The organism is Hoeflea sp. EC-HK425 (genome assembly GCF_902498795.1).
GTDB lineage: Bacteria > Pseudomonadota > Alphaproteobacteria > Rhizobiales > Rhizobiaceae > Hoeflea > Hoeflea alexandrii.
The window spans coordinates 51,040-69,097 of record NZ_LR701553.1; the positions used below are offsets into that span (position 1 = coordinate 51,040).

The 18,058-nt window shown below is 58.3% G+C and carries 20 protein-coding genes; 13 read left to right on the forward strand and 7 right to left on the reverse strand.

Annotated elements, in window-relative coordinates:
* The first annotated feature begins 9 nt into the window (after positions 1-9).
* From SPHINGO391_RS01110 to SPHINGO391_RS01130, 5 genes are read left to right on the forward strand one after another with little or no spacing between them, the layout of a single operon-like run.
* Positions 10-948: a PDR/VanB family oxidoreductase gene (locus SPHINGO391_RS01110; RefSeq protein WP_152007190.1), complete on the forward strand. Its 939-nt coding sequence runs from the start codon at positions 10-12 to the stop codon at positions 946-948.
* Positions 938-2,125 carry a Gfo/Idh/MocA family oxidoreductase gene (locus SPHINGO391_RS01115; RefSeq protein WP_244615066.1) on the forward strand — a complete coding sequence of 396 codons (1,188 nt, stop codon included), beginning with the start codon at positions 938-940 and terminating at the stop codon, positions 2,123-2,125. The genes SPHINGO391_RS01110 and SPHINGO391_RS01115 overlap by 11 nt, the downstream gene beginning before the upstream one ends.
* A complete protein-coding gene (locus SPHINGO391_RS01120; protein ID WP_176556057.1) occupies positions 2,122-3,114 on the forward strand; it encodes an ABC transporter substrate-binding protein in 993 nt (330 codons plus the stop codon). The genes SPHINGO391_RS01115 and SPHINGO391_RS01120 overlap by 4 nt, the downstream gene beginning before the upstream one ends.
* Before the next feature lie 13 nt (positions 3,115-3,127).
* Positions 3,128-3,571, forward strand: coding sequence for a hypothetical protein (locus SPHINGO391_RS01125; RefSeq protein ID WP_152007191.1), 444 nt, complete (start codon positions 3,128-3,130; stop codon positions 3,569-3,571).
* A 27-nt stretch (positions 3,572-3,598) separates the two neighbouring features.
* A complete protein-coding gene (locus SPHINGO391_RS01130; protein ID WP_096705142.1) occupies positions 3,599-4,537 on the forward strand; it encodes an EamA family transporter in 939 nt (312 codons plus the stop codon).
* Here the strand turns inward: SPHINGO391_RS01130 and SPHINGO391_RS01135 are convergent.
* Positions 4,534-4,986 (reverse strand): MarR family transcriptional regulator, encoded by a 453-nt coding sequence (locus tag SPHINGO391_RS01135; RefSeq protein ID WP_235872050.1) that lies wholly within the window; start codon positions 4,984-4,986, stop codon positions 4,534-4,536. The two genes, SPHINGO391_RS01130 and SPHINGO391_RS01135, sit on opposite strands and share 4 nt — an antisense overlap.
* 114 nt (positions 4,987-5,100) lie before the next feature.
* Here SPHINGO391_RS01135 and SPHINGO391_RS01140 point away from each other — a divergent pair, with 114 nt between their 5' ends.
* From SPHINGO391_RS01140 to SPHINGO391_RS25065, 4 genes are all read left to right on the forward strand, one after another.
* Complete coding sequence (locus tag SPHINGO391_RS01140; RefSeq protein WP_235872051.1) at positions 5,101-5,466, forward strand: Rieske (2Fe-2S) protein; 366 nt, start codon at positions 5,101-5,103, stop codon at positions 5,464-5,466.
* Entirely contained in the window at positions 5,453-5,752 is a 300-nt protein-coding gene (locus tag SPHINGO391_RS01145) for a hypothetical protein (protein WP_040104531.1), read from the forward strand. Before SPHINGO391_RS01140 ends, SPHINGO391_RS01145 begins: the two co-directional genes overlap by 14 nt.
* 41 nt (positions 5,753-5,793) lie before the next feature.
* Positions 5,794-7,011: an amidohydrolase family protein gene (locus SPHINGO391_RS01150; protein ID WP_229743358.1), complete on the forward strand. Its 1,218-nt coding sequence runs from the start codon at positions 5,794-5,796 to the stop codon at positions 7,009-7,011.
* Between the two features lie 215 nt (positions 7,012-7,226).
* Positions 7,227-8,051 (forward strand): universal stress protein, encoded by an 825-nt coding sequence (locus SPHINGO391_RS25065; protein WP_210385734.1) that lies wholly within the window; start codon positions 7,227-7,229, stop codon positions 8,049-8,051.
* Between the two features lie 80 nt (positions 8,052-8,131).
* On the opposite strand, the gene SPHINGO391_RS01160 is transcribed toward SPHINGO391_RS25065, so the two are convergent.
* Entirely contained in the window at positions 8,132-9,097 is a 966-nt protein-coding gene (locus SPHINGO391_RS01160) for a LysR family transcriptional regulator (protein WP_210385735.1), read from the reverse strand.
* Positions 9,098-9,398: 301 nt separating this feature from the next.
* Between SPHINGO391_RS01160 and SPHINGO391_RS01165 the strand changes: the two genes are divergently transcribed.
* The 4 genes from SPHINGO391_RS01165 to SPHINGO391_RS01180 form a co-directional block, all read left to right on the forward strand.
* Complete coding sequence (locus SPHINGO391_RS01165; RefSeq protein WP_193217148.1) at positions 9,399-10,382, forward strand: 3-hydroxyacyl-CoA dehydrogenase family protein; 984 nt, start codon at positions 9,399-9,401, stop codon at positions 10,380-10,382.
* Between the two features lie 126 nt (positions 10,383-10,508).
* Entirely contained in the window at positions 10,509-11,540 is a 1,032-nt protein-coding gene (locus tag SPHINGO391_RS01170; RefSeq protein WP_244615067.1) for a zinc-binding dehydrogenase, read from the forward strand.
* Positions 11,541-11,742: 202 nt separating this feature from the next.
* Positions 11,743-12,441: an IS6 family transposase gene (locus SPHINGO391_RS01175; protein WP_152007195.1), complete on the forward strand. Its 699-nt coding sequence runs from the start codon at positions 11,743-11,745 to the stop codon at positions 12,439-12,441.
* Positions 12,442-12,524: 83 nt separating this feature from the next.
* A partial coding sequence (locus tag SPHINGO391_RS01180) for a transposase (RefSeq protein ID WP_244615068.1) occupies positions 12,525-12,722 on the forward strand: 198 nt, incomplete at its 3' end.
* Between the two features lie 132 nt (positions 12,723-12,854).
* On the opposite strand, the gene istB is transcribed toward SPHINGO391_RS01180, so the two are convergent.
* The 5 genes from istB to trbL form a co-directional block, all read right to left on the reverse strand.
* Positions 12,855-13,613: an IS21-like element helper ATPase IstB gene (istB, locus tag SPHINGO391_RS01185; RefSeq protein ID WP_152007196.1), complete on the reverse strand. Its 759-nt coding sequence runs from the start codon at positions 13,611-13,613 to the stop codon at positions 12,855-12,857.
* Positions 13,610-15,109 (reverse strand): IS21 family transposase, encoded by a 1,500-nt coding sequence (gene istA, locus SPHINGO391_RS01190; RefSeq protein WP_152007197.1) that lies wholly within the window; start codon positions 15,107-15,109, stop codon positions 13,610-13,612. Before istA ends, istB begins: the two co-directional genes overlap by 4 nt.
* A 211-nt stretch (positions 15,110-15,320) precedes the next feature.
* Positions 15,321-16,070, reverse strand: coding sequence for a P-type conjugative transfer protein TrbG (gene trbG / locus SPHINGO391_RS01195; protein WP_244615071.1), 750 nt, complete (start codon positions 16,068-16,070; stop codon positions 15,321-15,323).
* Between the two features lie 32 nt (positions 16,071-16,102).
* Positions 16,103-16,765, reverse strand: coding sequence for a conjugal transfer protein TrbF (locus SPHINGO391_RS01200; RefSeq protein ID WP_152007199.1), 663 nt, complete (start codon positions 16,763-16,765; stop codon positions 16,103-16,105).
* Positions 16,766-16,773: 8 nt separating this feature from the next.
* Positions 16,774-17,937 carry a P-type conjugative transfer protein TrbL gene (gene trbL, locus SPHINGO391_RS01205; protein WP_152007200.1) on the reverse strand — a complete coding sequence of 388 codons (1,164 nt, stop codon included), beginning with the start codon at positions 17,935-17,937 and terminating at the stop codon, positions 16,774-16,776.
* Between the last annotated feature and the right edge of the window lie 121 nt (positions 17,938-18,058).

The window sequence follows — 18,058 nt, forward strand, 5'->3', positions numbered from 1 at the left end:
GAGGACCTCATGGAGAATATCAAGATGCGCGTCGAGAAACGGCGTGACTTGACCCCGAGCATCGCCGAATTCACCCTGGTGCCGGTTGGGGCCGATGTGCTCCCTAGTTTCGATCCTGGTGCTCACATCACCTTGGAAACTCCGTCCGGAGCGATGCGTCGCTATTCACTGATCAACGATGGCAGCGACCCAAAGGAATTTGTTGTCGCGATCAAAAAAGAACCGAATTCGCGTGGGGGCTCCGCGTCGATGCACGAACAGGCGACCGTCGGGTCCGAGTTGACAGTCGAATTCCCGGAAAACGATTTCCCGCTAACCGATGTTCAGAAGTACCTGCTCATCGCCGGCGGTATCGGGATCACGCCGATTCTGTCGATGGCACGGTATCTCGACAAGAAGGGCAAGATGCTCAGAATCATCTACGTCAGCCGCAGTCCGGAGGAATCGGCCTATCTGGATGAACTGATGAGAGATTTCGATGGCCGGATTATTGTGCACCATGACGGCGGCGCTCCGGATGCAGTCTACGATTTCTGGGACGATCTCGTCACGCCCCGTGCCACTCACGTCTTCTGTTGTGGTCCGAAACCGCTGATGGATGAAATCAAGGCCGTTTCCGGGCACTGGCCGGAGGGGCGAGTTCACTTCGAGGATTTCAAGCCCGTCGATGTGGTGCGCCAAGACGATGTCTCTTTCGAAGTGGAGCTGAAAAAAAGTGGCAAAACCGTCACGGTGCCCGAAGATCGTTCGATCTTGGAGGCATTGCGTGACGCCGGATTCGCAACGTCCAGCTCCTGTGAAAGTGGCACATGCGGCACCTGCAAGACCCGCCTCCTCGAAGGGGAAGCTGACCATCGCGACATGGTGCTTATGGAAGAGGAAAAAAGCGACCATATAATGATTTGTGTATCGCGCGCGCTATCGGGGAGGCTGGTTCTTGACCTCTGATCCCGTCCGCCTCGGAGTTGCGGGATTGGGGCGGGCTTTCATGCTGATGGTCCCCACCTTTGATGCCGACGCACGCGTCAAGCTCACGGCCGCGGCCGCGCCGAGGGCGGAAAGCCGGGCCGCATTCGAAGAGCAATACGGCGGTATCGCCTATCCGACTGTCGAGGAGCTATGCGCCGATCCATCTGTGGAAGCGATCTACATCGCCACCCCGCACCAAATGCATGTAGATCACGTTCTGGCCGCGGCGCGCGCTGGAAAGCACATTCTCGTGGAAAAGCCGCTCGCGATCTCGATGGAAGACGCCGAGACCATGGTCGCCGCCGCGAACGAGGCGGAGGTTCACCTGATCGTTGGGCCCAGCCACAGTTTCGATCCGCCGGTCGAGCTGGCCGCGCAGTTGATCGCGAGCGGCAAGTTCGGCCAGCTGAGAATGATCCAGGCCCTTAACTACACCGACTTCCTGTATCGTCCCCGACGCCCGGAGGAGCTGCGCACCGAAGAAGGAGGAGGGGTACTGTTCAGCCAGGCCATCCACCAGATCGACGTGGTCCGACGGCTTGCGGGCGGCATGGGAGAGAAGATTTATGCCATGACCGGGGCATGGGATCCAAAGCGTCCAACAGAAGGCGCCTTTACGGCGCTGATGAACTTTGAGGGTGGATGCGTCGCCAATCTCACCTATTCGGGCTATGCCCATTTCGATAGCGACATTTGGATGAACGACGTCGGAGAGCTGGGGCAGCGAAAACTCGCCGGCGCCTATGGTGATGCAAGGCGGGCGCTGATGGACCTCGATCCCGATGACGAGGCGCGCCTCAAGACGACGCGCACATTCGGCAGCGGTAAGACGGTCGACGCAAAGCACAACGAGCATTTTGGCCCAGTCATCGCGCTTTGCGACCGTGCCGACCTAAAGCTGACTCCGGACGGAGTTGAAGTATTTGGTGACACCGAGCGTGGCTTCATCGAAGCGACATTCGGGCCCGCGCCACGTAGAACCGTGAACGATGCACTGGTAACCGCTGTCCGCCAGAACAAGGCCCCCGTCCAGACGGGCGCGTGGGGTCTGGCAAGCCTGGAGGTTTGCCATGCGATCCTGCAGTCCGCCTCGACCGGCCAACCTGTCGACCTGCGGCAACAATGCAAAACAAATGAGGAGGAACAAACAGGATGAGCAATCTCAAACTATCCCTTGCCATGGGAAATTATGACCGGACGCGTGCCATTGTGGATGGAAGAGTGCAGATAGACGGTGTCGATCCCGTGCCCATGCTCCTGTCCCCAGAGGAAATGTTCTTCCGGGCGTTCCGCCACGAAGCGTTCGATATCAGCGAAATTTCGTTGTCCTCCTATTCGATCTCGGTCGCCCGCGGAAATCCGCACTATGTCGCGATCCCGGTCTTTCTGAGCCGGGCGTTCCGTCACACTTCTGTCTACATTCGAACCGACAAAGGAATCGAAACGCCTCAGGATCTGAAGGGCAAGCGCATTGGCATCGCCGAATATCAGCTGTCCGCCAATGTCTGGGTGCGCGGCATTCTCGAAGAGGAATACGGTGTCAAACCCTCCGACATCATCTGGGTGCGCGGCGGTATGGATACGCCGGGCCGGCCCGAAAAGATCAAGGTTCAGTTACCCGGCGATATCCGCATGGAAGAGGCGCCGGTCGGCAGCACGTTGAATGGCATGCTCGAAGCCGGTGAGATCGACGGCTTCGTCGGCCCGCGTTGGCCGCGTTGTTTCGCCGAGCGGCATCCGCACGTAGGTCGGCTTTTTGCAGACAGCATCGCTACGGCCGAAGCCTATTTCGAAAAGACCCGGATCTTTCCGATCATGCATGTTCTTGGGGTGCGCCGCAGCCTCGCAGAGGAATACCCGTTCCTACCCGCCGCCCTGCTCAAGGCGTTCACGCAATCAAAGCTGCTAGCAGAAGAGGCCCTGTCGGACACCTCTGCAACGAAAGTAACGATGCCCTTCGTCGAGGATAATCTCAACCGCGTGCATGCGCTAATGGGTGACGACCCCTGGAGCTATGGCGTCGGCGGCAACGCCCATGTCCTGAACAAGTTTTTGGACTACCACGCGAGTCAGGGACTGTCGCCGCGCCGAGTGGAGATCGAAGAACTGTTCCATCCCTCGACCCTAGAAGCCTACAGCCTTTAAGAGGAGCGCCACAATGGAAGAGTATGCACCCGGAGATATCGTCGAGGTCGAAACACCGAAGGGACTGGCTTACGTACAGCTCACACATACCCACCCGAGCTATCCTCCCGTGGTCAAGTTCCTCCCGGGGCCTTACGAACACCGGCCCGACAATGTGACAGTATTGGCCGAAAAAACCGCACCGATGGCCATGGTCCCCCTAACGGGGGTATTGAATCGGTTAGGGTTGAAGCACGCGCTTGCCGGAAAGTCGGACATTCCGCATTCGGAAAGAAGTTTCCCGATTTTCCGGATGCCGATTCGCGACAAGCAAGGCAAGATCATCTATTGGTGGTTCTGGGACGGCCAGGGGTTGACCTATTCTACCGAGCTGATGGCGCAGCAGGAGACGCTGCCAATGCGCGAGGTTATGTCTTCAGACCACTTCCTGGATCAGTTGCTGACCCATGACAAGTAGCAGGTACAATCCGCGCCGACACGCGCGATGACCACCGCAGGGTTCGGCGGCCTCTTGGCCGCGTTCGGAGCGTTCTGCTACGCCTTGAGTTCGGTTTCCATTGCCAAGAGTTCGCAATCGGTTCAGGGCCGCGGCAACGACGTTCTTATCTCTGTGCTGATGACCGCCGTTGTCTCCGGGGCGCTTTGGCTGCTCCTGGGCCCAACGATGCCGGAACTTGGACTCGGTGCGCTCATTGGTGCGGCTTATTTCGTTGCAGCCGGGGTGCTTGGCAACGTTGTCGGCCGTCTTACGCTGTTCCGCTCGGTAGAGCTTGCCGGAGCCATCGAGACCGGTTTCATCCGACGCCTGATACCAGTGTTTGCGGCGCTGTTGGCGTTCTTTCTGCTCGGTGAGGTCATCACGACACCTGTGGTCATCGCCTTCTTCCTGGTTACCAGCGGCGTGGTAATCATGATGTCACGCGCTTCGGTCAAATCGGCTTCTGACTTGGCGGTCGGAGATCCTGACCCTCGAGAGAAGAACAAGGGCCGGGCGATGGCCGTAGCGTCCGCCGCCGGGTATGGCGGCTCTTTCGTCTCCCGAAAGCTCGCGATGCAGACTTTGCCGGACCCTCTGGCCGGAGTTTTCATCGGTGCGATGACGGGTCTAATGTGGTTTGCGGTCTCCTGGGTGTTCCGGTTCAAATCGCGCAACGCGTTGTCCTGGCGAATTCAGCGGCCGAGCAGGTGGCAACTGCTGGCTGGCAGTTCGATGACCGTTGGGCAAGTGGCGCTGTTCTTTTCACTTATGTTCACTGATGTGACCGTCGTCGCGATCATGTCTTCGATCGAGATGTTCTTTGCCGCCTGGCTCGCAGGCCACATCTTCAAAACCGAACGGCGCCCGGGTCCCAGATTCTACCTGTCGTCTGCACTAGCCGCGACCGGTGTGACACTTCTCGCCCTTGCGCCAAGGTTTGGTTAGCGGGACTGGCAACACGCGCTTGCGAGATTATCTAGAAGCTTGTCCATCGCAGCGAAAAGGTGACCCAACTCGTCGGGTTCAAATCCCGTCGAGGCGTGATCTGCCGCGAGACGCGCAGATTTCATTGCGCCATCTATCCTTCGAAGGCCTGAGTCAGTCAGGTCGACATGAACCACGCGCCGGTCGGACTGGCTGCGGTTACGCGTGATAAGATCTCGCTTTTCGAGCTCGTCCAGTACGCGTGTAGATGACGCCTTTTCGATGCCCAGCAACCCGGAAAGCTCGGATTGTTTTAGTTTGCCTTCCTCTCTCAGGCACCGGAGATGAATGTACTGCGCCATGCTGAGCCCGGTTTCGCGCAACTGCTCCTGCAGCAGCTTACCATAAAGATGATGCGCCAGGCGGAGTGACGCCCCAAGACCACGTTTCCTAGAAGGTGATTGCGGCACGATTTGCGCCCCCTAATTTAGATGTCTTATTTCTTGACAATTCTAAAGCCACTCTTATAGTAAGGCAATCTTACTAACTTGAAGCAAGACTGGGCAACAGACGGAGGAGCTATAATGCCAGAAAGATTGCTATGTGCGGTGTCGGACTTGAGCGACAAGACGGCAAAGATTTGCGAGGTCGACGGGGTCGAGATCGGGGTCATTCGGCACAAAGGAGACATCGTTGCATATAAGAACGTGTGTCCGCACCAAGGTGGCCCGGTATGCGAAGGCCTAAAGATGCCGCAGGTCTGCGTCGAACTCGACGACCAGCAGCGCGCGCTCCGGCAGACCTTCAACGAAGACGAATTGCATTTCGTTTGCCCGTGGCATGGCTGGGAATTCAAGATTGCAACGGGCGAAGCCGTCGGCGATCCGAAGTACAAAATGAAACGTTACAACGTGGTGGAAAAAGGAGGAGAGGTCTATGTCGAAGTTTGACCAGATAACCGCTGAAGCTCCTGCTCTGGAGGCATCGGTCGATGCTGTCCTGAATGCACTTCGCAACCCCGAAAGCAGTGGCCTGCGCGCCGAGCAACTTCAGGCGCTGCTTTCACACGCTGTGACCGCATATGCGAAACTTCGCGAAACCAATGACGGCTTGCCCGCATTCCCACGAGACAACGATGTCTCGGCGACAGCTGTCGCCATCGCCGCGACCGGCATTCTCGATGCTGCCGATATGGCGGTGTTCGAGTTGGGCATGTGGCAGACGCTGAATCCGTAACACGAGGGGAGAGAGATAAAATGTCTTTAACGGGCACCACGATGAACTACAGCTCGGATAACGATCCGGCAATCCAGGAATTTAACACCAGCAAGCTGCTGAAGAACGCACGTAAGCAAGCGGAAGATCGCAATTACAAAGACTTCTTCATTTGCGATGTGGACAGCCACCACTATGAGACTGAGGCCTTGCCGGAAATCCTGCAATACATGGACGACCCGGTGATGCGCCATCTTGGCTTGTCAGCCGGTAACGTTGGCCGCGCCGGCCTTATTCCGCAGGCGATCGGTTCGCAGGACATGGCTGGGCGCGTGACGCGCTATGCGGGTCGGAACAAGGAAATTGTCCCCGAAGAACCACACCGCGACATCACTTTGGCACGGCGCTGGATGGACGCGATGGGTACGGATATGGCGTGCCTTTTCCCAACCCCAATGCTGCTGTTGGCAACGCACCCCCAAGTCGAGGTCGAGGTGGCAATGGCCCGCGCCTATAACCGTTGGCTGAGCGAGCGCATTCTTGAAGAAGACAATCGCCTCGTATCCATGGTCTATCTGCCCATGAACGAGCCGCACGAAGCCGAGAAGATGATTGACGAGTTCGCCGAAAAGAAAGGCGTCGTTGGGTTCCTTTCGACTGGGTATCTCAAGCGGCCAGTGCATGACAGCGCAAACATGCGTATTTATGCCAAACTGGAAGAGCATGGAATGCCTCTTGGCTTCCACGCGGCTTATCACTGGGCCGACACCTCGTTGGCACAGCTGAACAAGTTTATCTCAGTTCACGCGCTTGGTTTCAGCTTCTGTAACATCATCCACATGACCAACTGGGTTATGAACGGCATGCCCGAGCGTTTTCCAAAGCTGAAAACCATGTGGATCGAAAGTGGTCTGGCTTGGGTTCCTTTCCTGATGCAACGGCTGGACAACGAGTACATGATGCGTACGTCCGATGCTCCGCTCTTGAAGAAAAAACCCAGCGATTACATGCGTGAGATGTACTACTCTACGCAGCCGATGGAGCTGGTGGACAACCGCGAAGCCTTGGAAGTCACCTTCAAGATGATAAACGCAGAATCGCAGTTGCTCTATTCGTCCGACTATCCGCATTGGGATATGGATCTTCCGAGCACGATCTATGATCTTCCGTTCTTGGACGAAAAGGCCAAGCGGAGCATTCTAGGTGGAAACGCGCAGAAACTGTTCAATCTTGACCCAGTTATGTCCGAGTGGAAACTGGAGGCAAACGCCAAAGGTTGACGCCGTTCTCGTCGTCCGTCTTCAACAGGACACGCATATACGGATCACTGCGAGGCTGCCCGGAGAACATCCGGGTGGCCTCTTTCATGCTTGAACGGCACGCAGTATGTCTGGCGGTTATCGCGACCTAGCTATCTCTTGAAGCGCGGCAAAAAACATAGACATCTAAGTAGTCAAATGATAGCATGTCTTAGCGTTCGATCAGTGAGGCGAAGATGAGCATCAAGAATATCCTTATTACGCATTCCGGGAGTGCTGGATTCCCGAGTGGCGTAGGTCATGCGACAAAAATTGCGGCCAAGCACGATGCATGGCTGACCGCGGTTTATGGCAGCACTTCTTCCTACTTCGAACATGTTCTCGGCCTGACCGAAGAACTTCTCGACAAGCTCGGAAATGTGCGGAATGAGAAAATCGAAGCTGCTCGAGCCTTTTTTGAGGAGCAAGCTTCTTCGGCAGGAGTGGCCGAACGGTCGCGTTTTGTTATGCCAAGCGAGATCGGAAAGTTAAGTTTGCCCGAAATCGCACGTAATTTTGATTTTGTGGTGACAGGCTACCAATCGAACCTCCCTACCGATGAATTTCGCGCTGTGAACCCAGATCTTATGGCACTACAAAGCGGCCGCCCAGTCCTTGTTGTACCCAATGGATACTCCACCGACAAACTTGGTTCACATGCTCTCGTCGCCTGGGACGGAAAGCGCTCGGCAGCCCGAGCGCTCAACGACGCAATGACGATCTTGGAGGAGAGACCGCGCAAGGTCACGATCTTGAGCGTTGGCGCGAGCCTGCCGAAAATGCCTGAAGGAACAGACATTGTCACCCACCTTCGACGCCATGGTGTTGACGTGGAACAGGTCGAGCGCCCCAAAGGCAAGAACGGCATAGCCGACGTTATTCAACGGACCGCTGCCGAGTTGGGGGCAAAGTTGATCGTGATGGGGGCTTACGAACACAGCAAGTTTTCGCAAGACCTGTTCGGGGGCGTTACCCACGAAGTCATCAGGAGCAGCCAAGTGCCGGTGTTCATGTCCCACTGACCGCATCGTCGTGCCCTTCGGAGGGTGTCCTTTGCATGGCTCGCAGTGTCACCCCCCCGCGCGGGGCCTTCTGTACATGATCATGCAGGCTCGGCGAAGGATTGTCGGATGCGGTCCATGAGCTGAATTTGCGGCGCGGAAAACACCGTCTTCTTGTCGTAGACCAGGAACAGTGGCATTGCAATTTCTAGGTCTGGTGTATGCACAAGGCGAAGCCCCGACGCCTCTGGGTCCCTCGGCAATGCGCTCTTGAAGACGAAACCGGCCCCGACATCGGCGCGGATCGCATTTAGGATCGGCTCGGGATGCCCGAAGGCCAGTACGCTGTTGGTTCGCACGACCCCTGCGGCGCGCAGCACCTCGTCGATGAGCTCTCGCGCCATTTGCCCCTTCGGCGGGGTGATCAACGGTAATGTCCCTAGCTCATCGATATGAGCGACATCGCCGACCAGTCGGCTCTCTATCGCGGCCACCAGATAAAGCGGCTCGCGCCAGAGCAATTCGATCTCCAACCGTGAGGTGTCGCGATTGTGATCAACCAAAGTGATCCCGAAGTCGCAATCCCCAAGCAGTACTGATTCCGTGGCAAGGTAGGGGCTGGCCATCGACACCGAAATCCTGGCCGATGGGAATTCTTTTTTGAACGCGATTATAGTTTCAGACAACTTGTAAGTGCCAGCCACCATCGACGAAGCGATCCGTGTTCGGCCGATCAGACCTTTCTTGATGTCTGCGAGGTCTAGAAACATATCTGAGCTGCGCTGAATGGTTTCCTTCGCCCAGGCAAGAGTGCGGCGACCGGCTTGTGTCAGTTCGATGTTTCGCCCGGCCTTGCGCACCAACTTGACACCAAGGCTCTTCTCCAGACTGCGCAGGTGGGCGGTTACTGCGGGTTGCGCGATATTCAGATACTCCGCCGCGCGGGTTACACTGTTGAATTTGGCGATCGTGCAAAAGACGTGCAGCTTGTGCAGCGTGAGATTGCGTGACCGCAGAAGGTCTTTCGACAGCGTGTCGTTCGGTTCTTCTAGTGGGTCATTGCGCAATTCCTGTTCTCCTGTGTCGGGCATCCGGTCTGATGGCTCGGAAGCATACCAAAACCCCAATAAATCGGTCGGGCAAATCCTGGAATCACCTCAGTTGATTGAACGCCCGCCATTAAATCATAACTGTAACCATATATATTGTCGACGTTTGCGTATTGGACGCGAGACCGCTCGGCATCGCACAATCGGAACATTCCTGATCCTCGCGCCGCAATCCCAGCGGCTCGAGTGAAACAGTCGGCTAGAAGCCTGTCGTCCAGAAGAGTCGAAGGTTCATACCATTTGAAGGGAGGAGGAAAGTTTGAAGGAATTTGCGTTCGGTACGGAGCCGCCCGGGTCCGGTAGGATTTGCGTCGTCGGGGCCGGATTCATGGGATGTGTCATCGCGACACTCTATGCGCATCACGGCTATGATACGGTGATCTGCGACAGCAATCAGACCATGCTTGACACTTACGCGGAGCGGGCCCGCCCGATCGCGGCAGGACTGGTCGAGGATTCGGATGCATCGGAGGCCATGCTAGCCGGAGTGACACTTGAGCCGGATCTTGCGAGCGCGATCGAAGGGGCCTTCCTCGTGCATGAAGCAGTGCAGGAATCCCTGGAAGTCAAACAGGCCCTGTTCGCGGAACTCGACAGGATCTGTCCGGAAAACGTGGTGCTGGCGACCAATACCTCGTCCTTCCTAATCTCCGACATCGCCGCTCAAATGACACGCAAAGAGCGGATGATGGGCATTCACTATGTTACTCCGGGTCATATCGTTCCCGTAATCGAGTTGATCCATGCGGCCGATACGCCAGCGGAGTTGGTGGCATGGAGCCGCATGCTGGTGCAGAACATCGAACATGTCGGTGTCGCGATCCTCGAACGTCCAGGCTTTCTTGTGAACCGGATCCAGTTCGCCATGCTGACCGAGATCTATCGTCTGATGGACGAAGGCCTGGCGACGCGCGACGATATCGACGATGCCGTCCGGCTAAGTCTCGGGCCGAGACTCGCGCTGTGGGGTCCACTTCTGACTGAAGATCTAATCGTTTCGAAGAAGACCGCGCTTGCCGTCACCAATTCGATCTACGAACAGACCGGAGATGAGAACTACAAGGGTCGGAAGGTGCTTGAAGATCTGGTCGAACAGAACAACCTCGGCGCGATTACGGGACAAGGCTGGTACAAGTTCAACAACAGCCCCGAAGCGGTCGTCGAGACGCGGGACGCCCAATTGCGTGCCCTCTTGGCCTGGCTCGAAGAGACCGATCCCGTTCGCTCTTTGAACGTTAGCTAGTTCGAACAAAGAAACGAGAAGCGGAAAACGACGTGTCCGGTGCTTCGCCAGGGCAGGTGAATTATAAAGCTAAGGGAGCGCGATATGCGGGGTGTGACATTTCCCGGAGACAAGCGAGTCGAGATCATGGAGTTCGACGATCCGACGCCAGGGCCGGGCGAAGTGGTCATCGAGGTCAAGGCATCGGGTCTTTGCGGCAGTGATTTGCACGCCTACCGCGCGCCGAGCGACGACCGGGCGTTTCGCAAACTGGCCAAGGGCAAGCCCTACGAGACGATGCGCGACGGCGGCCCCATAATCGCCGGACACGAACCCTGCGGGGTCGTCGTAGCGATCGGACCAGGGGTCGATCAGAACATTGCGCAGATGGGGCAACGGGTGATGATCCATCACTACTCCGGCTGCCACATCTGCGATCAATGCCGCACCGGCTGGCCACAGATCTGCGAAAACAAGGTACCTGACATTTACGGCTGGACAGCCCATGGCGCGCACGCGAAATACATGAAATGCGCGGCCCATACGCTGGTCACGCTACCCGAAGAGCTATCGTTCGAAGCGGGTGCGGCGATTGCCTGTGGGTCCGGCACCTCCTATGCGGCGTTGCGCAAGATCCAACCCAACGGCAGCCATACGATCGCGATCTTCGGGCAGGGTCCTGTCGGGTTATCAGGTACACAATTCGCCGCGGCAATGGGCGCGCGGGTGATCGCTCTCGATATCAGCCCCGAGCGGCTCGAAATGGCCCGCCGCTTCGGCGCCGTCGAAACAATCAACCCAGTTGAAACGGACGCGGTGGAGGCAATCCGAGAACTGACACACGGTCGGGGCGCGCACTACACGCTGGAAACATCGGGCGCACCACAAGCGATCAACGACGCAGTCAAATGCCTCCGGCTTTGGGGCACCGCGGTCTTCGTCGGACTGGGACAGCCGACAGAAATCAACCTCGCGTCAGACGTGATCTTTCGCCAGATCAACATGGCGGGATCGTTCACCTTCTCCACTAACCTGATGGAAGATTGCGGCGTCTTTTCCGTGGATCGCGGGATCGACGTCGGTTCAATCTTCTCAGACCGGTGGGCGCTGGAGGACGCCGGAAAAGCCTACGACCTGCTCGACAAGCAGGTCGGGGGAAAGGGAGTAATCGTGTTTTGAGATGGGGGCCGCGCGCTGCGGCCCTGTGAGTTTAAAGCCGGATTAGTCGTTGTTTCCGCGATGCCCGGGCAGGGTGCCGGAAGGCGGCTGGAAAACAGAGGAGGAAAGAAAATGAAAAAACAATTGTGTGGTCTGGATCTGTCGCAAACTCTTCGCTAACCGGCAACCGATAATGATCTCTCGATAATTCCGGGAGCTTTCCATGTTCAAAGGTCGCCATTTCGACCAGTCGGTCATCTTGCTTTGCGTACGCTGGTACCTCGCTTACAATCTCAGCCTTCGTGATCTCGAAGAGATGATGGCCGAACGCGGCCTGAGCGTCGATCATTCGACTGTGCACCGCTGGATCATTCACTTCTCGCCCAAGCTGCTGGAATGTTTCCTCCGGCGCAAGCGTGTCGTGACTGGAAAATGGCATATCGACGAAACTTACATCAAGGTGCGCGGCCAATGGATGTATCTCTACCGTGCCATCGACAGTGTGGGTGACACGATCGAGTTCTTCTTCAGCGAACACCGTGACCTGTCGGCTGCAAAGCGCTTCCTTCGAAAGGCGTTTGCGCGCCATGGCCGCCCGGATCGCATCACCATCGACGGCAGCCAGACAAATTACGAGGCAATTGTTTCCTGCGATCTTGAAGACCGCCTTCGCGACAAGACGCGGCGCTCACTGAAACCAATTCGCATACGCAAGAGCAAGTATCTTAACAACCGGATAGAACAGGACCATCGGCGCATCAAACGCCGGGTCAGATCCATGCTTGGCTTCAAGTCGATTGCAAGTGCCCGGGTCATACTCGACGGCATTGAATTGGTTCATATGATGCGCAAGCGACAGGCGAGGTTTGCCTATAATCCGTGTCCCTCAATCGCTGACCAATTAGAAATCTTGGCAGCTTGATAGTCAGCACGGAAGCGTCCCATCGTGGCCCTAATTTCGGTTTGCGACAGATCCGGCGGCAGTCCTCGCACTACGGCACCATCATGGTCGATCTCGAACGCCGAACAGTCGTCGATGTTCTGGACGATCGTAGCGTCGAGAGCGCAAAGGCATGGTTGCAGGAACGTCCTGCTATTGAGGTCGTCAGCAGAGATCGCTGCGGCCTATACGCCCGGGCCGCCCGGGAGGGTGCAGCGCAGGCCCGGCAGGTAGCCGATCGTTTTCATCTGGTCCAAAACCTTNTGTCAACGGCGGAGTAAAACCCGGCCAGGCGGCGGCGCAAAAATCGGCCACTCTTTGTGCGCGCATGAGGCTGCCGCGAGGGCGTAGCCCGAGTGGGGGTCTCATGCGCGCGCGGCGATTTCCGGAGGGTTTCAGCCGGCCTTTCGGGCTCGGCTTTGGGCGAGACGATAGCTGTCGCCGTTCATCTCGAGGATGCTGACGTGGTGGGTAATACGATCCAGCAGTGCGCCGGTCAGACGCTCGGACCCGAGCGTCTCCGTCCATTCATCAAAGGGAAGGTTACTCGTGATCAGGGTCGCGCCTCGCTCATATCGTTGCGAGATCAACTCGAACAGCAATTCTGCGCCGGTTTTGGAGAGCGGCACGAAGCCCAGCTCATCGATGATGAGAAGCTGGTATGCGGCCATCCGTTTCTGGAGCCGCAACAGACGGCGCTCGTCGCGCGCCTCCATCATCTCGCTGACGAGTGCTGAGGCTGTTGTGAAGCCGACGGACATACCCTTCTGGCAGGCAGCCAGGCCGAGACCAAGCGCGACATGGGTCTTGCCCGTGCCGCTGGGCCCAAGCGCAATGACATTCTCGCGGTGCTCGATCCATTCGCAACGAGCGAGCTCCAGCACCTTCATTTTGTTGAGCTTCGGGATGGCGGCGAAGTCGAAGCTGTCGAGGCTTTTGACGACCGGGAACCTCGCCGCCTTGATGCGGCGCTCGACCTTGCGCCGATCACGTTCGATCATCTCTTGTTCGGCAAGCCGGCTGAGGTATCCGACATGGTCGACGCCTTCGATGGCGCACAACCGGGCCAGCTTCTGGTACTCACGCAGGAAGGTCGGCAGCTTCAGGCTCTTGAGGTAATGGGACAGAAGGATCTCCGGTGCTTCGGTGCTCATGCCGCTTCCTCCCCTTCAACACTGTCAAGCAGGCGCATGTAGGACTTCGCCGAGGTCGTCTCGACCGTCGCCTTCGGCAGGTAGGGATAGATTGACAGGTCCAATCGCGGTGGCCGGCGTTCCACCCGACACAGGATCAGATGCTTGACCGCATCGAATCCGATCGCTCCGAGCTGGATGGCCTGCTTCACTGCCGCATGGAGGTCAGCAAGCTCGAAGCTTTCCAGCAGGCGCAGGACCTGCACATACTCACGCCGGCCATGCTTGTTCATCCGCGCTTCCATCAGCCGGCGCAGCGTGGCGAACTCCTCGGGCAGGTTCCAGCCTTGCAAGGGCGCTGCCTGATCCAACGAATTGATCTTCTGTTCGATCAGCGGCAGGTAATGGACGGGATCGAAGACGACGTCCTCCCGCTCCCAGCACCGTGGATGACGAGCGACGATCTCGCCGCGGCAACCGATCACCACCTCATCGACATAGCCACGCACCCAGACGTCCTGGTGGCCATAGGCGACCGGGACAGAATAGTCGTTGGTCTTGTAGCGCACCAGCGACTGGGCCGTTACCTTGGCGCTAGACTGGTCGCAGGCATCGAAGGGCGACGCAGGTAACGCGCGCATGGCGGCCAGATCACGCTGCAGCCGTTCTCCGATCGTCTCGTTCTCGCCGCGCAGCCTGTCTCGCTGGCGCTTGCGGCATTGCTCTTCCAGCCAGGCGTTGAACGCCTCCCACGTCGCAAACTCTGGGATCGGTACCATGAAGTTGCGCCGGGCATAGCCGACAAGCCCTTCGACGCTTCCCTTGTCATTGCCTTTCCCCGGACGGCCGTAGCGATCCCGGATCAGGTAGTGGGATAGAAAGCCGCTGAATAGCCTGGCGCGCTTGCGCGTGCCGTCGGGCAGGATCTTCGCCACCAGGCAACGGTCGTTGTCGTAGACGATTGATTGCGGCACGGCCCCGAAGAAGGCGAACGCATGGATGTGGCCATCGACCCAGGCTTCCGACACGGCCGCCGGATAGGCCCGAACATAGCAGCCGTCACTGTGCGGCAGATCCAGCACGAAGAAGTGCGCCTTACGCTCCACGCCACCGATCACCACCATCGCCTCGCCGAAATCGGCTTGAGCGTGGCCGGGTGGATGCGACAAAGGCACAAACACCTCCTGGCGGCGTTGTTCACGCTCGCGCATGTAGTCCTTGATGATCGTGTAGCCGCCGGTAAATCCGCACTCGTCCCGGAGCCGATCGAACACCCGCTTGGCCGTGTGGCGCTGCTTGCGCGGCACCCTCATGTCCTCATCAAGCCAGTGACAGATCGTCGAAACAAATGCGTCCAGCTTGGGCCGCCGGACCGGTGACTGACGCTGGTAGCCCGGCGGTATCGAATACGCCATCATCTTGGCAACGCTGTCGCGCGATATGTTGAAATGCTTTGCAGCCTGACGCCGGCTCATCCCTTCCGAGACAGCCAGTCTAACCTTCAGATAAAGTTCCACGGTGTAGATCCCCAAGCCCTCCTGCATTCGTCGCAGAAGGAAAATAGGTGGCCGGATTTTACTCCGCCCGCGGCCGGACTATTCCGCCGCTACCATGGCCGACTTTTGCACCGCCGCTCTCAAAGCCTGCTAGCGCATACCTCGCCACTCGGATGGGCCCACATACTTCTGACCGGCGAATACAGGTGGCCCAAAACGTGATCAGGCGGTCTTAACGTAGGATCCTGCCCCCTCCGGCATCAGACCCCTTCATTCGGTAGTTGACGATCCGGTTTTCGCCACCGGAAACGACGAACAACACCGGCGCATCCTGGCCGGAGAGCGAAGACGGAAACTGGATGAAGGTCTTCATGCCGTCGCTATAGATCCGAGTCGGCCGCCAGCGCGCGGACCCGCTGACATGGAAGGAGAAGTCGAGCTGATCGGCCGGCACACCGGCTCCCGGAACGACGCTCGCCTCGATCCGTGCGTTGATCTCGGCGAAGCGTGCATTGATGTCCTCGGGGTAGTCGAAGCCGACACGGGCCATGTACTGGGTCGGATGAGACTTGAGCTGAATGTGATAGGTCCGCCGCGAGGTGGTCACGACCATCGACGTCATGAGCCCGGCCTCGGCAGGTTTGACGATCAGATGCACCGCCTGACCGTTCGACGCGCCGGATGTCGCCGGATCGACCTTCCACCGTACCGTGTCGCCGACAAGGACGTCCCGAACGATCTCGCCGGCCTGAAGTTCGATATCGCAGACCTGTAACGGCGAGCAGACGACCGAGGGTTGGACCTCGCCATAGAGGAAGATCACCTTCCCGTCCGGCCCGCGCGTCACAACGCCCTGGCTGTGCTGCCACTGTCCAGAAAGCTGTGTCCCGCGGGCTTCATTGTTGCTGAGTGGCTCAGCGGAGACCGGAAAACTTGTGGCTGCGACGATAACGCCAGCGCAAAGCGCGATGGCGGGGGGCATGCTTTTCTTCATGTTTCTATCCTTGCGCGCGCTCACAACTGCGCTGTCCAGTCAAAATCCTTGAGGTAGAGGCCGATGGGGTTGAGCCGTATCACCGCCTCGTCCTGTGGCGGGGTCAACGCCACCGTGGCGACGCCACGGAACCGCCTGGTAGCGATCTCCTTGCCCTGCCGGTCGCGCTCATATTCCGTCCAGTCGATCTGGTAGCTCAGGTTGGAAAGCGGCACGATGTTGGTGACCTCGATGGCAACCGTCTTGGATCTTGCCCTGTCGAACGGCGAATTGTTGCGGAACCAGGCATTCACCTTCTCGGTCGCCGGGTCCGATGATCTCAGCAGCGCATAGACGCGGTCGATATATTGCTTCTGCACTATCGCGTCGGGTGTGACGGAGCGGAAGTTAGATACGAAACTTCCAAGCGTCGCACGCACTACCCTGGCGTCGGCATATTCGATCTGCTGCGGAAACCCGATGGTCGCCGCGGTCCCGAGCTTGTCGACTTCCACGATGTAGGGAACGAGCTTGACCTGAGTGCTTTGATAAAGCGCGTAGGAGAAGCCAATCACCGCCATGAGCATGCCGGTGATACCGACGATCCGCCAGGCAGCCGCCGCCTTGACATAGGAGCCGTAACGCTCGTTCCATTCCTGACGTGCGGCGAGATAGGGGTTTTCGGGGGGATGTGTTTTGGCCATGGTCTCTGTCACGCTTTCTCGTCACGGTTTGGGCGTGGGCCAGGACGATCCTGACCTTGATCGAGCTTGGCGTTGGCAAGACCAAGCGTAGAAGCGCCCCAGGTGCCGGGCACCCCGATCGCCTTGTCACGCGAAGCGGATGCAACGGCACCACCAGCCGCGCCGACACCGCTTGCCATGCCCTTGAGTGCGGCCGCACCGAACGAGCTGCCGCCGGCGCGGGCATTGGAATAGGCCGCGGCCCCTGCCCTCGCCCCGCCCGTGGCGAGCGCAGCACCTCCGGCGGCGAAGCTCGCGGCTTGCCCGCCATGGCGTATGGCTTCCATGCCGCCCGTAACGGAAACGCCCTGCACCATCCCTTGCACAATGTTCGGCACATACATGGCGATGACAAACACCACGACGGAGATGCCGGCGATCGCCAGTGTCGAGAGGAACTCGTCGCTGTTTGACGGCGTATTGGCGAGGCCTATCAGGACTTCCGAGCCGATCCTCGCGATCATCACGAGCGCCAACAGTTTCATACCAACGGAGAAAGCGTAGACGAGATAGCGGACCGAAAAATCTTTGGTGTAGCTCGACCCGCCGAGCCCGAGCATGATCATGCCGGCGAGCAATCCGACATACATTTCCGCCATGACGGCAACGAAGATTGCCGCGACCAGGCTGAAAGAGATGACCACGACCACCATTGCGAAGACAGCGGCGATCGCCAGAGCGTTATCCTCGAACAGGCCGAACTGGGCCTTGACTGACATGGCGCTTGCCACCTGCAGACCGGCATTGAAGACATTGGCGGGTGATGCCGAGCCGCCGCCGGCGCCAATCTGATATAGGCTGTCGACAACGGCCTTTGCAAAGTCGGGCCCTTGCTCAAGTATGAAAACGAAGAGGCCGATGAACATGATGCGGCGGACAAGCTCCGCGAACCAGGTGTCGAGCGAGGCCGCCGAGATAGCCAGCCACACCGCCGCGATCCCGACCTCGATGCCAGCGAGGATCCAGAAGAGTGACCGCGCCGCAGTCAGGATCGTGGATTGCCAGCCTTGGGCAGCGCTAGCAATCTCGTTTTCCAGCGTCGTCAGCAGCGTGCCTTCTTGGGCAAACGCTGGCCCTCCAAACAGACCGAGTGCGAACGCAGCTGCAAAGAAGATCTTAGTTTTCCGCCTCATCGCCCTCACCTGTCTTCCAGCGCGGACGCATCTCCTGCCCGCCAGCCGTGTCAAATTTCTGTGGCACCGGCGCTGTTGTGCCGGCAGATGCGGGGGCGTTGGACGGCAGAACGATCTGCCA